Source organism: Pseudomonas tohonis (assembly GCF_012767755.2).
In the GTDB taxonomy this organism is placed as follows: Bacteria; Pseudomonadota; Gammaproteobacteria; order Pseudomonadales; family Pseudomonadaceae; genus Metapseudomonas; species Metapseudomonas tohonis.
On sequence record NZ_AP023189.1, the window covers coordinates 919,523 to 933,471 of the forward strand.

General features: G+C 70.6%; 11 protein-coding genes and 2 riboswitches. Of the genes, 4 read left to right on the plus strand and 7 right to left on the minus strand.

The features are described 5' to 3' along the window. Positions 1-39: 39 nt before the first annotated feature. The 3 genes from HSX14_RS04255 to HSX14_RS04265 are packed head-to-tail and all read left to right on the plus strand — an operon-like array spanning position 40 to position 2,578. Entirely contained in the window at positions 40-1,137 is a 1,098-nt protein-coding gene (locus tag HSX14_RS04255; protein WP_173178846.1) for a cobalt-precorrin-5B (C(1))-methyltransferase, read from the plus strand. Next, positions 1,134-1,865, plus strand: a complete 732-nt coding sequence (locus tag HSX14_RS04260) for a cobalt-precorrin-6A reductase (RefSeq protein WP_173178847.1) — start codon at positions 1,134-1,136, stop codon at positions 1,863-1,865. Before HSX14_RS04255 ends, HSX14_RS04260 begins: the two co-directional genes overlap by 4 nt. Beyond that, a complete protein-coding gene (locus tag HSX14_RS04265; protein ID WP_173178848.1) occupies positions 1,862-2,578 on the plus strand; it encodes a (2Fe-2S) ferredoxin domain-containing protein in 717 nt (238 codons plus the stop codon). The genes HSX14_RS04260 and HSX14_RS04265 overlap by 4 nt, the downstream gene beginning before the upstream one ends. A 176-nt stretch (positions 2,579-2,754) precedes the next feature. On the opposite strand, the gene HSX14_RS04270 is transcribed toward HSX14_RS04265, so the two are convergent. From HSX14_RS04270 to HSX14_RS04290, 5 genes are all read right to left on the minus strand, one after another. Further along, the gene (locus HSX14_RS04270; RefSeq protein WP_173178849.1) at positions 2,755-3,192 is read right to left on the minus strand and encodes a hypothetical protein; all 438 of its coding nucleotides are present in this window, start codon (positions 3,190-3,192) and stop codon (positions 2,755-2,757) included. Between the two features lie 84 nt (positions 3,193-3,276). After that, entirely contained in the window at positions 3,277-4,419 is a 1,143-nt protein-coding gene (locus tag HSX14_RS04275; protein WP_173178850.1) for an MFS transporter, read from the minus strand. Between the two features lie 120 nt (positions 4,420-4,539). Next, a complete protein-coding gene (locus tag HSX14_RS04280; protein ID WP_197970209.1) occupies positions 4,540-4,920 on the minus strand; it encodes a hypothetical protein in 381 nt (126 codons plus the stop codon). A 199-nt stretch (positions 4,921-5,119) separates the two neighbouring features. Then, complete coding sequence (locus HSX14_RS04285) at positions 5,120-5,752, minus strand: vWA domain-containing protein (RefSeq protein WP_173178851.1); 633 nt, start codon at positions 5,750-5,752, stop codon at positions 5,120-5,122. A gap of 20 nt (positions 5,753-5,772) precedes the next feature. Continuing rightward, complete coding sequence (locus tag HSX14_RS04290; protein ID WP_173178852.1) at positions 5,773-6,771, minus strand: magnesium chelatase ATPase subunit I; 999 nt, start codon at positions 6,769-6,771, stop codon at positions 5,773-5,775. 522 nt (positions 6,772-7,293) lie between these two features. Between HSX14_RS04290 and HSX14_RS04295 the strand changes: the two genes are divergently transcribed. Beyond that, positions 7,294-8,382, plus strand: coding sequence for a 3-deoxy-7-phosphoheptulonate synthase (locus tag HSX14_RS04295; protein WP_173178853.1), 1,089 nt, complete (start codon positions 7,294-7,296; stop codon positions 8,380-8,382). 118 nt (positions 8,383-8,500) lie between these two features. Here HSX14_RS04295 and cobN read toward each other — a convergent pair whose 3' ends face one another. Both cobN and cobW read right to left on the minus strand, forming a co-directional pair. Then, on the minus strand, positions 8,501-12,235 hold the full coding sequence (cobN, locus tag HSX14_RS04300; RefSeq protein WP_173178854.1) for a cobaltochelatase subunit CobN: 3,735 nt from the start codon (positions 12,233-12,235) through the stop codon (positions 8,501-8,503). Positions 12,236-12,297: 62 nt separating this feature from the next. Beyond that, positions 12,298-13,350 carry a cobalamin biosynthesis protein CobW gene (gene cobW / locus HSX14_RS04305; protein WP_173178855.1) on the minus strand — a complete coding sequence of 351 codons (1,053 nt, stop codon included), beginning with the start codon at positions 13,348-13,350 and terminating at the stop codon, positions 12,298-12,300. Positions 13,351-13,446: 96 nt separating this feature from the next. Beyond that, positions 13,447-13,640: riboswitch (cobalamin riboswitch) on the minus strand. A gap of 58 nt (positions 13,641-13,698) precedes the next feature. After that, positions 13,699-13,910: riboswitch (cobalamin riboswitch) on the plus strand. Positions 13,911-13,949 lie beyond the last annotated feature (39 nt).

The following is a 13,949-nucleotide window of genomic DNA, read 5'->3' on the forward strand; positions in this document are numbered from 1 at the left end:
GGCCCAGCGCTGCCGAGCCTTGCCCTGTGCGAGCCCGCCATGCGTGACGAAACCCCCGAGCAACCCGCGCCCCTGCGCAGCGGCTACACCACCGGCAGCTGCGCCACCGCCACCAGCCTGGCAGCGGCGCGCCTGCTGCTGGCCGGGGTGGCGAGCGACGCGGTGGAGATCGTCCTGCCCAAGGGCCAGCAGGTGCTGATGCGCCTGGAGTTCTGCCGCTCGATCGACGGCGGTGCCGAGGCCGGCACGCTCAAGGATGCCGGCGACGACCCGGACGTGACCCACGGTGCGCTGATCTACGCCCAGGTGCGCCTGGCCGACGAGCCCGGGGTGCGCTTCCACGCCGGCCCCGGCGTCGGCACCGTGACCAGGCCGGGCCTGACCCTGGCGGTGGGCGAACCGGCGATCAACCCGGTGCCGCGGCAGATGATGACCGAGCACCTCACCCAACTCGCGCTGGAGCACGGCCACCCCGGTGGCTTCGAAGTCACCGTCTGTGTGCAGGGCGGCGCCGAGCTGGCGCTGAAGACCATGAACCCGCGCCTGGGCATCCTCGGTGGCCTGTCGATCCTCGGCACCACGGGTATCGTCCGGCCCTTCTCCTGCGCGGCCTACATCGCCTCCATCCACCAGGGCATCGACGTCGCCCGCGCCAACGGCTTCACCCACCTGGCCGCCTGCACCGGCAATGCCAGCGAGGACGCCATGCGCCGGCGCTATGGCTTCGAAGACACCGCCCTGATCGAGATGGGCGACTTCGCCGGTGCCGTGCTCAAGCACCTGCGCAAGGCGCCGGTGGAAAAACTCAGCCTGTGCGGCGGCTTCGGCAAGATCAGCAAGCTGGCCGCCGGGCACATGGACCTGCACAGCCGCAGCTCCAGCATCGACCTGCCCCTGCTCGCCGAATGGGCCGCCGGCCTGGGCGCCGATGCCGACCTGCAGGACGCCATGCGCGGCGCCAACACCAGCCAGCAGGCGCTGGCGCTGGCCCATGCCGCCGGGGTGCCCCTGGGCGATGCGGTCTGCGCCCGCGCCCTGGCCTTCGCCCGCCGCACCGTGCCGGCCAGCGTGGCCCTGGAAGTCTTCGCCATCGATCGCCAGGGCAACCTGGTCGGCCAGGCGCTGGAGCGACCATGACGCGCATCCTCCTGCTGGGCGGCGTCACCGAGGCCCTGGCCCTGGCCCGGCGCCTCGGCCCCGAGCACGTCTACAGCCTCGCCGGCCTCGGCAAGGTGCCGGCCGACCTCGACTGCCAGGTACGCGTCGGCGGCTACGGCGGTGCCGAAGGGCTGGCGCGCTACATCGACGAAGCCGGTATCGGCCTGCTGCTCGACGCCACCCACCCCTATGCCGCGCAAATCAGCCACAACGCCGCCCGCGCTGCCGGGCTCGCCGGCATTCCCTGCTGGGCCCTGCGTCGCCCCGGCTGGTGCCCCGGCCCCGGTGACGACTGGCGCGAAGTCGCCGGCTGGGCCGAGCTGGTCGAGGCCCTGGACGCCTTCCGGCGGCCCTTCTTCACCCTGGGTCGCGAACCCCTGGAGCACCTCGGCGAGATTCCTGCCCACCAGCACTGGACCGTGCGCTGCCTGCAGGGGCACGCACCGGGCGAGCGTTTCGAGGTCATCGGCTCGCGCGGGCCTTTCGACCTGGACGAGGAGCGTGCGCTGTTCGATCGCCTCGGCACCGATGTGCTGGTCAGCAAGAACAGCGGCAGCCAGTCCACCGAGCCCAAGCTGCAGGTCGCCCGCGAACGCGGCCTGCCGGTGCTGGTCCTCAAGCGCCCCGAACTGCCTCCTGTCACCCGCGAATTCGACTCGGTGGACGGCCTCTGGCAGGCCCTCGCCCCTCAACTGGAAACACCATGACCCCCACTGCCTATGCCCGCGTCCTGTTCGCCGGGCCCGACCTCGGCGAAGGCGCCTTCGCCGAGCTGTTCCGCCGCCAGCTGGCCGCCCTGCGCGGTGAAGCGGCGCTCGCCGATATCGTCGACACCGGCGCCGGCTTCGATGCGCTGACACGCGCCTTGCAGGCCAGCCCGCGCCCGCTGCTGGTGATCGACCTCGACCCGCACTCGGGCCCGCAGCACCTCGACTGGCTGCGCGGCGAGCTGGGCCGCCTCGACGCGCCCGGGGGACTCTTCGTCGCCAGCCTGCTGGGCCAGTACGACAGCGACCCGGCCGGCGCCGCCTGTGCCCTCGTCGAGCGTCCCGAGCTGCATCTCGCCTGCATCGGCGTGCCGGAACTGCCGGCCAGCCACGCCTGGTCCTGCATCCCGCCCCATGCCCGCCGCCTGCTGCTGTGCAACGGCCCACGCTGCACCCGCCGTGGTGCGTTGCCGCTGTGGAAGAAACTGCGGGAAACCCTCAAGGCCGCCGGCAAGCTGGAGTGCGAGGGCGGCGTGCACATCACCCGCACCCAGTGCCAGTTCCCCTGCGACCTCGGCCCCACCGCCAGCCTCTACCCGGAAGGCGAGTGGTACCGCATCCGCGACGAGGCGGAGGTGCTGCGCTGGGTGCAGGAGCGGATAGTCGAGGAGCGGGCGGTGCCGGAGATGCTGACCAGCCCGGGCTCGCAGTGAGGGAGAGATCGATGAGGCGCGACGACAAGCGGAAAGACACCCGGAACAGGGCTGATACGACTCAGTGAGCAGGGCGCAAGCCTGGCTTCCGGCCAACCGTTAAGCCATCGCCGCCTACAACCGGCATGTGGACGAACACGGCGTGTTCAGCAATGGCGTGTGCCGCTTCTGATGGCTCATCCGGGTTGTCCTTCTCCTGCCGGCAGGTCTGGTTCGCTCAGGCGATAGAGCGTCCAGGCCGAGGCGCCGATGATGAACAGGGCGAGTAGGTTGACGCTGATGTCGTAGCCCGGCGCCAGGCCCATGCCGTAGGCGATCGACACCGGGCCGGTGAAGTTGAAGAAGAACTCGGGGGTCTGGAATGTACAGCTCTGCGGCAGGTAGAGCAGGGCGATGAAGAAGAACGCGGTGGGGCGCTTGCGAATGCCCAGGAAGCCCAGCAGCAACGAGGCGGCGCCCTGGATCATGTAGCAGACCGTGGTGGCCAGCGGTACCGAGACGCCCAGTGCGGCGTAGATCGCCGGCGCCATCAGGGTGGATACGCCGATGAAGATGGCGAGTACGGCTACTGTGACGCCGAGCGCCGGCACGTTGCGACGTTGCACTTCTTCCATGAAGAACTTCCGATGTGATTCGACCAGGGCGCGCAGGCTAGAGGCTGGCGGTGTGCTTGTCCATAGGCGTTGTGGTGCCCGCGATCACTGCGCGAAACGCCTCGCCGTCAGCGGTGCCGAGAGCATCAGCGCCCCGAGGATCATGAAGGCCGTGACCAGGCCCAGACCCTGGGCGACGAAGCCCACCAGTGCTGGCCCGGCGAGCATGCCGGCGTAGCCGATGGTGGTCAGGGCGGCGACGGCGAGATTGGCCGGCATGGCCGTCTGCCGGCCGGCGGCGGTGAACAGCACCGGCACGACATTGGCCGCACCCAGCCCCACCAGCGGGAAGCCCGGCAGGGCCAGCAGCGGGTGGGGGGCCAGCAGCAGAAGCGCGAAGCCTGCGGTGGCCAGGAGGCCGCCGCCCACCAGGATGCGCCGCTCGCCCAGGCGGGCGATCACCTTGTCGCCGCTCAGGCGGCCCACCAGCATCGCCAGGGAGAACAGCGCATAGCCGAGACCGGCGCGCGCCGGGTCGAAGCCGCGTTCCTCCACCAGCAGGATGGCGCCCCAATCGAGCATCGCGCCTTCGGCGAGGAACATCGCGAACGCCAGCGTCCCGAGCAGCAGGACGATGCCCCGGGGCAGCACGAAGAACGCGCCACCACCCCCGGAGCGAGTACGCAGCAGGCGGGGCGCCGCGAGTACCAGGCCGAGCACGACGATCGCCACGGCCACCAGGATCGCCGGCAGGGGCGCGAGGCCGGCCGCCAGCAGGGCGGTCATGCCCAGGGAACCGGCGAAGCCACCGACGCTGAACATGCCGTGGAAGCCGGACATCAGCGGCACCGGTGCGTCACGCGTCACCTCCACGGCGTGCACGCTCATCGCCACGTCCATGGCGCCAAGGGAGGCGCCGAACAAGGCCAGGGCGAACGCCAGCAGCGGGCCCGAATCGGCCACCGCCAGCAGCGGCATGGCACAGCACAGGCCGATGCCGCCGGCCAGGATCACCGGACGGCTGCCGATCCGGCCCGCCAGCCCGCCGGCCAGCGGCATCGCCAGCATCGACCCCGCGCCCAGGCACAGCAGCAACAGGCCCAGTACCGCCTCCTCGATGCCCAGGCGAGCCTTGGCGTAAGGCACCAGCGGCGCCCAGCAGGCCATCCCGAAACCGGAAACGAAGAACGCCAGGCGCGTGGCGAGGCGGGTGGCTGGGCTGTCGGCGCAGGGTACGGCTTGGTTCATCGGGCATTCCGGGAAGAAAAGGGGCGGACCTTAACACGTGCCCGGAGCGGGCGACGTTCGACCATCTGGTTGATGGACGATCCAGGGCGCGGGTGGTTCAGGGGATGTGAGGGAAAGCGTTCAATCCCGGAGGATGACGGGAGCCTCCCAGGCCAGGACGCTCAGGCATCTGTCAACGCCCGAGACCAGGTACTCCTTCAGTGCTCGGTCTCCGCTTAGAAAGCCCGGGCGCAGCCGCTCCTGATCGAACCAGCCGCCGGCGGTGATCGCGTGCAGCCAGCCATCGGAACAATGCGGCCAGAACTCCAGGAGGTCGCCTTCGTCCAGTAGCCGGAAGCCTTCCACGGCCGGGATGCGGACTCGTATCTCCGTGGATGTGCCCGGCGCTTGCAGTTGCAGTGTCAGGGTGTCGAGGTCGTAATCGAGGTGCAGCAATTCCATTCGTGATTCGCCGGCCAACCGGGTGGCGGTCACCATTCTCAACTGCCCGCTGACGCTCATGCTCATTCCTTGCTGTTGTGCCTTCCAGATGGATGACGGTTTGGGGTGGCGCTCGAGTGCGCCTGTAACTCCGCCCGGTGGACCGGTGAAGCGTGGTCCACCCTACAAAGTCGCGTGCCATTCACGGGGTTCCCCCGCAGGTAGGGTGGACATCGCTCTTCATGTCCACCAAGCGGTGCCTATTCCGAGCGCGTCCGGCTCAGTCCGACAGCGCCCGGTATTCCGCATCCAGTTCCTCTGCCAATTGGCGGGCGCGGCCGAGGCGGATGGGGCCGCCTTCGATGTCCACCAGCAGCGTGTCGCAACCCAGTGGCTCCAGGGCGGGCCAGTCCTTGAGACGGCCGTCGGTGAGGATCAGCACGCGTTGGCGTTCCGAGGGCTTCTGCCGCTGGCGCCGTTGCAACCAGTCACGGGCCTGGTGCAGGGCTTCGACCAGCGGGGTGCCGCCGCCGGCGCCGAGGCCATCGAGCCATTGCTGCAGCGACGCCGAGGCCTTGCTGCCCTGCCACAGCCAGCGGGGTTCGCGGCCGGTGGCGTGGAGCACGGCGAGGCGCGCGCGCTGGCGGTAGGCGGCCTCGAACAGCCCGGCCAGCAGGCCCTTGGCGCGGGACAGGGCGCCATGGCGGCGGGTGGACGCGGAGGCATCCACCAGCACCAGCCAGAGCGGGTCGTGTTGCTGGCTGCGGGGGCGGCGCACCAGGTCCCTGGCCTTGCGCGGGCGGCCGCGCAGCAGGGTGGGGAGCCACTGGATGGCGCCGTGCCGGCCGCTGCGGTTCGGGCCGCTGCGACCGTTGGCGAGTTCTCCCGGGCCTGGTCTGGCATCCGCGCCCATGACCCGGCGCGGGCGGATGCTCAGGGCTTTTTTGGCCAGCCCGGCAACTCGCGTCGGGAGTCGGTGGGCACCGGCTGGGCAGGCAGCTCGCCCCACTGGCCTTCGCCTGCGGATGCCTGGGGTTGCGCAGCGCCGCGGGGCGCCTGTGGCGGCTGGGCGGAGGAGGGCGCCCGGGTTCGACGATGGGCCAGGGCGAAGTGTTCGACGGCATCGATATCGGCGCGCGCGATGGCTGTCGCGCCACGCCAGGCGGCATGGGCGCGAGCCGCGCGCAGCCACACCAGGTCGGCGCGCAGGCCGTCGACACCGGCGGCGAAGCAGCGCCGGGCGATCTCGTCCAGGGCGCCGTCATCGAGGGGAATGACGGCGAGGCGTTCGCGGGCGTCCTGGCAACGACGGGCGAGGGCCTGCTGCTCGCCGCTCCACTGGGCGACGAAGCCCTGCGGGTCGGCGTCGAAGGCCAGGCGGCGACGCAGGATCTCGGCGCGTTCGGCCGGTTGCGGCTGGCCGCCAAGGCTGACCTTGAGGCCGAAGCGGTCCAGCAGTTGCGGGCGCAGCTCGCCTTCCTCGGGGTTCATGGTGCCGATCAGTACGAAGCGGGCGGCGTGGCGGTGGGACAGGCCGTCGCGCTCCACCAGGTTGACCCCGCTGGCGGCGACGTCCAGCAGCAGATCCACCAGGTGGTCCGGCAGCAGGTTCACCTCGTCGACGTAGAGCACGCCGCCGTGGGCCTTGGCCAGTACGCCGGGGGAGAACTGCGCACGGCCCTCGCCCAGGGCGGCATCCAGGTCGAGGGTGCCGACGATGCGCTCCTCGCTGGCACCTAGCGGCAGGGTGACGAAGAGGCCTTGCGGCAGCAGGTCGGCGATGCCCCGGGCCAGGGTGGACTTGGCCATGCCGCGCGGGCCTTCGATCAGCACGCCGCCGATGGCGGGATCGATGGCGGCCAGGTACAGCGCGAGCTTCAGCTCGTCGGCGGCGACCACGGCGCTCAAGGGGAAGTGGGGAAGCTCGGACATGACGGGTTCCTGAAAACGCATCGCGGCATGGTAGCGAAAGGCCGAACGCGCCGATAGAAATCAGTGATTGAACGGCGGCCGGCGATGCAGTAATTTGGCCGGCATTCGCTTTGGAGATCGTCATGCCGCACCTCGCTTCCACTCCGCTCACCGCTTGCCAGGCCCAACGCCCGGCACTCGCGCGCGTGGCTGCTGCGGCCAGCTATTTCTACGGGTATTGGTTTAGCCACGGGCTGGCCTGATACCTGATCAGGCGGCCCACTCCAGCAGGGTCGCCCACCAAAGCTCCACGAAACCCCCGGTCGGCAACCCGACCGGGGGTTTTTGTTTTTCCAGGGTCCACAAGACCGAACGCACGTAATCCGAGGATCGCACCATGATCAGCTACCGCACCTACGCCACCTATTACCGCAACTCCGACTGGCGATTTAGCCGCTTCGCCGCCGCACTCACACCCCTGAATCGAACACCCAGTTAGAGCGCCGCGCGCGGACCGAACCGCGCCGGCCGAGGATGCCCGTCATGAATTCCGTTTCCGTATCGCCCATCGCCGCCCAGCCCCTCCATGCCCTGCCGCTGGAGTCCCTGGCGTCCCCCTCGCGCAGCACCCAGCCGCTGCCCACCCCCGCCGAACTGCGCCAGCGCCTGCCGCTGCACGACGCCCTGGCCCGCCAGGTCCGCGCCCAGCGCGATGCCGTGCGCGCGGTGCTCGATGGCGACGACCCGCGCCTGCTGGTGGTGGTCGGCCCCTGTTCCATCCACGACCCCGAATCCGCCCTGGACTACGCCCGCCGCCTCGCCGCGCTGGCGCCGCAGGTGAGCGACCAGCTGCTGCTGGTAATGCGCGCCTACGTCGAGAAGCCGCGCACCACGGTGGGCTGGAAAGGGCTGGTCTACGACCCGCACCTGGATGGCAGCGGCGACATGGCGGCCGGCCTGGCGCTCAGCCGCCGGCTGATGCTGCAGATGATCGAGCTGGGCCTGCCGGTGGCCACCGAGCTGCTGCAACCCCTGGCCGCCGGCTACTTCGACGACCTGCTGGGCTGGGCCGCCATCGGTGCGCGCACCAGCGAATCGCAGGTGCACCGCGAGTTGGTCAGCGGCCTCGACCTGCCGGTGGGCTTCAAGAACGGCACCGACGGCAGCCTCGGCATCGCTACCGACGCGATGCGCTCGGCGGCCCACGCGCACCAGCATTTCGGCATCGACGACCTGGGCCGCCCGGCGCTGGTGCAGACCGCCGGCAACGCCGATACGCACCTGGTGCTGCGCGGCGGCCACGAGGGCCCGAACCATGACGCGGCCAGCGTCGCGGCCGCCCGTGCGGGGCTGGAGAAGCTCGGCATCGCGCCGCGCATCATGGTCGACTGCAGCCACGCCAACAGCGGCAAGGACCCGTTGCGCCAGCCGGCGGTGCTGGCGGAGGTGATCGACCAGCGCCTGGCCGGCCAGGACGCCCTGCGCGGCGTGATGATCGAGAGCCACCTGTTCGACGGTGCCCAGTCGCTGTCGTGCGAGCTGCGCTACGGGGTGTCCATCACCGACGGTTGCCTGGGCTGGGACGGCACGGAGCGCATCCTGCGGGAGGCGGCGGCGCGGTTGCGCGGCTGAGCCTGGTGGGCGGGGCGTTGCCCCGCTTGGCGACTGAAGTCGCCCCTACAGGTGCCTCGATGCACCGATGGAAGAGCATCGCCAATGAATTCGCTCCCACCGGGCATCAGGCCGGGGGCTACTGCTCCTCGATATCCAGCAGCAGGTTCTCGATGGCCTCGCGGTAGTCGCCGGGGTGTTCCCAGAGGCCGCGTTGCTGGGCTTCGACCAGGCGCTCGGCGATGTCGCGCAGGGCGTCCGGGTTGTGCTGGCGGATGAAGTCGCGGGTGTCGGCGTCCAGCAGGTAGGCGTCGGCCAGCAACCGGTACTGGTGATCGTCGACCAGCTCGCTGGTGGCGTCGAAGGCGAACAGGTAGTCCACCGTCGCGGCCAGTTCGAAGGCGCCCTTGTAGCCGTGGCGCTTCATGCCGGCGATCCACTTGGGATTGGCGGCGCGCGAGCGCACCACGCGGCCCAGCTCTTCCTTCAGCGAGCGGATGCGCGGCAGGTCCGGCTGGCTGTGGTCGCCGTGGTAGCTGGCGACCCTGTCGCCGCGCAGGGTCTCGGCGGCGGCGAGCATGCCGCCCTGGAACTGGTAGTAGTCATTGGAATCGAGGATGTCGTGCTCGCGGTTGTCCTGGTTCTGCAGCACCGCCTGCAAACGCTCCAGGCGCTGGGCGAAGCGGGCTCGCGCGGGCGTGCCGGCATCCTGCGCGCCGTAGGCGTAGCCGCCCCAGTTCAAATACACCTCGGCCAGTTCGGCGCGGTCCTGCCACTGGCGCTCCTCGATGGCACCCTGCACGCCGGCACCGTAGGCACCGGGCTGGGCGCCGAAGATGCGCCAGCCGGCCTGCAGCCGGGCATCGTCCGTCCCCAGCCCCTCGGCGGCCAGGCGGGCGCTTTCCAGCTTCACCCGGGCGGCCAGGGGGTTCATGTCCTCCGGCTCGTCCAGCTCGGCGACCGCCTGCACGGCGGCGTCGAACAGGCGGATGAGGTTGGCGAAGGCGTCACGGAAGAAGCCCGATACCCGCAGCGTCACGTCCACCCGGGGACGGTCGAGCAGGGACAGCGGCAGAATCTCGAAGTCTTCCACTCGCTGGCTGCCGGCCTGCCACACCGGGCGCACGCCCATCAGCGCCAGGGCCTGGGCGATGTCGTCGCCACCGGTGCGCATGGTGGCGGTGCCCCAGACGGAAAGGCCGAGCTGGCGCAGGTGGTCGCCGTGATCCTGCAGGTGGCGCTCCAGCAGCAGGCTGGCGGACTGGAAGCCCAGGCGCCAGGCGGTGGGCGTGGGCAGGTTGCGCACGTCCAGGGTGAAGAAGTTGCGCCCGGTGGGCAGGGTGTCGAGACGCCCGCGACTGGGCGCGCCGCTGGGGCCGGGCAGTACGAAGCGGCCTTCCAGCGCGGCCAGCACGCCGCCGATCTCGGCGGGGCCGCAGGCGTCCAGGGTCGGGGCGACGACCTGGCGCAGGCTGTGGATGACCAGGTCGCTGGCGGGGCCCACCGACGGGTGATCGGTCGCCCGGATCATCGCCAGGGCCAGCAGCTCCAGGCGCTCGCGGGTGTCGCCATTGCTGCGCCAGGGTTCCTCGCTGACCGCTTCCAGCATTGTCGGGCGCGGGCCTTCCCAGGGCTCGGCCCAGTTGCAGTCCAGCGGGTCGCGCCCCAGCTCGAGGTCGGCGGCGAGCGCACGCAGCAGGCTGGCGTTGGCGCCCCTGCCATCGCCCCGGGGGATGCGCACCAGGGACAGCAGGGTGTCGTCGCGCAGGCTGCCGGCGGGGGATTCGCCGAACACGTGCAGGCCATCGCGGATCTGCGACTCCTTGAGGTCGCAGAGGTAGGCGTCCAGTTGCGGCAGCCAGCTTTCCGGGTCGTCGCTGATGACAAGGTTCAGCTCGCGGTCCAGCGCGGTGGCCTTCACCAGTTCGAGGATCTCGCCCCGCAGCTGCACGGCGCGGCGGGGGTCCAGCAGGGAGGCGTCGTAGTACTCGTCGGCCAGGCGTTCGAGGTCGCGCAGTGGGCCGTAGTTCTCGGCGCGGGTCAGCGGCGGCATCAGGTGGTCGATGATCACCGCCTGGGCGCGGCGCTTGGCCTGGGCGCCTTCGCCGGGGTCGTTGACGATGAAGGGGTAGATGTTCGGCAGCGGGCCCATGACCGCGTCCGGCCAGCATTCGGCGCAAAGGCCGACGCCCTTGCCCGGCAGCCATTCGAGGTTGCCGTGCTTGCCGACGTGCACCAGCGCGTCGGCGCCGAACACCTCGCGCAGCCAGAAATAGAAGGCCAGGTAGCCGTGGGGCGGCACCAGCGCCGCATCGTGGTAGATGGCGGCCGGGTCCAGCTGGTAGCCGCGCGCCGGCTGGATGCCGACGAAGGCGAGGCCGAAGCGCAGGCCGGCGATCATCATGCGCCCTGAGCGGAACATCGGGTCCTGCTGCGGCTCGCCCCAGCGCTCGCGCACGGCCCGCTGGTTGGCCTGGGGCAGGCGCGCGAAGCACGCGAGGTAGTCGTCCAGGGCCAGGCTCTGGGCGCAGGGGCGCGCGTCGAGGCTGTCGAGGTCGTTGCTGACGCCGCCCAGCAGGCTGTGGATAAGTGCCGTGCCGTTCTCCGGCAGGCCGGCCAGCGGGTACCCCTCGGCTTCCAGGGCGCGGAGGATGTTCAGCGCGGCGGCCGGGGTGTCCAGGCCCACGCCGTTGCCGATGCGACCGTCGCGGGTGGGGTAGTTGGCGAGGATCAGCGCCACGCGCTTGTCGGCGTTGGCCTTGCGCGCCAGCAGCAGCCAGCGGCGCGCCAGTTCGGCGACGAAGTCCATGCGTTCGAGGTGGGGCAGGTAGCAGACCACGTCGCTCTGGCTGCGCTCGCTGCGCCAGGCCAGGCCCTTGAAGCTGATGGGGCGGGTGATGATGCGCCCGTCCAGCTCCGGCAAGGCGATGTGCATGGCCAGGTCGCGCGGGCCGAGGCCTTGCGGGTTCTCTTCCCAGAGCGGCTGGTTGTCCAGCGAGCAGATGGCCTGCAGCACCGGCACGTCGCGGCGGAAGGGGCGCTGGCCGGGCGTGTCGGGGTTGGACTGGGCGAAGCCGGTGGTATTGATGATCAGCTCGGCATCGACGGCGTCCAGCCAGTCCTCGACCACGGCCAGGCACTCGGCTTCCTTGAGGCTGGCCACCGCGATGGGCAGCGGGTTGATGCCGACGGCGGCCAGGCGCTCGCAGAAGGTGTCGATGAAGGCGGTGTTCGCCGCCTGCAGATGGGTACGGTAGAACAGCAGCGCCACCACCGGCTGGCCGTCCCGCCAGTCGGCACGCCAGTGTTCGAGGCGGGCGGGGCGCTGGTGCGGGTGGTGCACCGCGACCCGGGGCAGGGCGCTGGGCGCCTGCCAGGGGTAGTCGCGCCCCAGGCAGCGGGAGGCGAGGCAGGCGAACAGTTGCCGGGCGTTGTCCAGGCCGCCCTGGCGCAGGTACTGCCAGTAGCGCTCGGCGTCCTCCGCCGGGACCGTGCACAGGCGGGCCAGCTCCGGGTCGGGACGGTCGTCGCCGGGCACCAGGATCAGCTGCGTGCCGCGCTCGGCCAGGGCCACCAGTTGCTCGATGCCGTAGCGCCAGTAGCCGACGCCGCCGTGCACGGAGATGAGGATGACCCTGGCGTGCTGCAGCACCTCGTCGACGTAGAGGTCCACCGAGGCGTGGTTCTGCAGCTGCATGGGGTTGGCCAGGCGCAGGCTCGGGTAGTCCTGCGGCAGCTCGCGGGCGGCCTCGGCCAGCAGCGCCAGGTGCGAATCACCGCTGCAGAGGATCACCAGTTCGGCGGGCGTCTGGGCCAGGTGGGCGATGCCGTCGTCGGGGACGAAGCCGCCGGGTTGGGTGCGCAGCAGGTGCATGGCTCGGGCCTTGGCAGGGGGGAGCGGCCCTCTCCCGGTCGGGAGAGGAGCCGGTTCGGCGGTTACGCCAGGGCGGTGCGCAGTTCGTTGGCGATGGTGGCCGGGTCCAGCTCCTGGCCGATCACCACCAGGCGGGTGGCGCGGGTCTCGCCGGCCAGCCACTTGCGGTCGAAGTGCTTGTCGAAGCGCTTGCCGACGCCCTGTACCAGCAGGCGCATGGGCTTGCCGGGGATGGCGGCGAAGCCCTTGATGCGCAGCACGTCGTGGCGCTCCACCAGTTGGCCGAGGGCGGCCAGCAGGGCGGCTTCCTCTACTTCCGGCAGGTCGACGTGGAAGGAGTCGAACTCGTCGTGGTCGTGGTCCTCGTGCCCTTCGTGGTCGTGGTGGGTGGGGCGGCTGTCGATGTGCGCCTCGGCCTCGGCGTTCAGGCCCAGCAGCACGGAGAGCGGCAGCTTGCCGGCGCTGGCTTCGACGATCTTCACCGCCGGCGGCAGCTCCTCGGCCACTTCGGCGCGCACGGCGGCCAGGGCGTCGGCGTCGAGCAGGTCGGCCTTGTTGAGGATCACCAGGTCGGCGCTGGCCAGCTGGTCTTCGAAGAGTTCGTGCAGGGGCGACTCGTGGTCGAGGTTCGGGTCCTGCTTGCGCTGCTCGTCCACCTGCTCGGGGTGGGCGGCGAAGGTGCCGGCGGCCACGGCGGGGCTGTCGACCACGGTGATCACCGCGTCCACCGTGCAGGCGCTGCGGATCTCGGGCCACTGGAAGGCCTGTACCAGGGGCTTGGGCAGGGCCAGGCCGGAGGTCTCGATGAGGATCTGGTCGAGGTCGCCACGGCGGGCCACCAGTTCGCGCATCACCGGGAAGAACTCTTCCTGCACGGTGCAGCACAGGCAGCCGTTGGCCAGTTCGAAGACGCGGCCCACGGCCTCTTCCTCGGTGCAGCCGATGGAGCATTGCTTGAGGATCTCGCCGTCGATGCCCAGCTCGCCGAATTCGTTGACGATCACCGCGATGCGGCGGCCTTCGGCGTTGTCGAGCATGTGGCGGAGCAGGGTGGTCTTACCGGCACCGAGGAAGCCGGTGACGATGGTGACGGGGAGTTTGGCCAGGGTTTTCATGCGCGGCAGCCCTTCGCTGGGAGTCGATCGGATCGGCGGGCGCGCGGGACGAGGGCACGGAGGGCCCGATTCGCCACCGGATCACCCCGCCCGGTTGTCTGGAAATTCGCCGAGGCAGGTCTCCTGGCTCACAGCCTGGCGCGATGCGCCGTCCCTCCGCCTTCCCGCCCGTCGGGCAGTGGCTGTGGATAGGACCTCAGCTGTTCACAGTTGCGGGGGCAGCCACGGCTTGGCCGTGTTCCCTCTTAGCTGCGGCGCGCGGCCGCAGAACCTCGAAGGGCCGAAGGCTACGCAGGCCGGGGGCGGCGGTCAATCGCGGCGGTTGACGGCCGATCGGACTCGTGATGTCCTTGTGCGGTTTTTTCAGGTGTCTCGCGCCGTCGCGCGCGAGGTGAAACGGGAAGTCGGTGTGCCCCAGGGCGAGTCCGACGCTGCCCCCGCAACGGTAAGCGCACGTAGGGATCTGTAGGCCACTGTGTCCGGCGGACATGGGAAGGCAAACCCGCCCAGCCTCGGCTGGCGTCGCAAGCCCGGAGACCGGCCTGATCACTTTTTGGCAACCCGCGGTGGGCGGGCGCACGCCGGAAATGCGGTGCCGT

Excerpts from the sequence above, each read along its gene's own strand:
- cobW (WP_173178855.1), bottom strand. The coding sequence starts at position 13,350 with ATGAAAACCCTGGCCAAACTCCCCGTCACCATCGTCACCGGCTTCCTC.
- cobN (WP_173178854.1), bottom strand. The coding sequence starts at position 12,235 with ATGCACCTGCTGCGCACCCAACCCGGCGGCTTCGTCCCCGACGACGGC.
- HSX14_RS04260 (WP_173178847.1), top strand. The coding sequence starts at position 1,134 with ATGACGCGCATCCTCCTGCTGGGCGGCGTCACCGAGGCCCTGGCCCTG.
- HSX14_RS04270 (WP_173178849.1), bottom strand. The coding sequence starts at position 3,192 with ATGGAAGAAGTGCAACGTCGCAACGTGCCGGCGCTCGGCGTCACAGTA.
- HSX14_RS04265 (WP_173178848.1), top strand. The coding sequence starts at position 1,862 with ATGACCCCCACTGCCTATGCCCGCGTCCTGTTCGCCGGGCCCGACCTC.
- HSX14_RS04295 (WP_173178853.1), top strand. The coding sequence starts at position 7,294 with ATGAATTCCGTTTCCGTATCGCCCATCGCCGCCCAGCCCCTCCATGCC.
- HSX14_RS04280 (WP_197970209.1), bottom strand. The coding sequence starts at position 4,920 with ATGAGCGTCAGCGGGCAGTTGAGAATGGTGACCGCCACCCGGTTGGCC.
- HSX14_RS04275 (WP_173178850.1), bottom strand. The coding sequence starts at position 4,419 with ATGAACCAAGCCGTACCCTGCGCCGACAGCCCAGCCACCCGCCTCGCC.
- HSX14_RS04255 (WP_173178846.1), top strand. The coding sequence starts at position 40 with ATGCGTGACGAAACCCCCGAGCAACCCGCGCCCCTGCGCAGCGGCTAC.
- HSX14_RS04285 (WP_173178851.1), bottom strand. The coding sequence starts at position 5,752 with ATGGGCGCGGATGCCAGACCAGGCCCGGGAGAACTCGCCAACGGTCGC.
- HSX14_RS04290 (WP_173178852.1), bottom strand. The coding sequence starts at position 6,771 with ATGTCCGAGCTTCCCCACTTCCCCTTGAGCGCCGTGGTCGCCGCCGAC.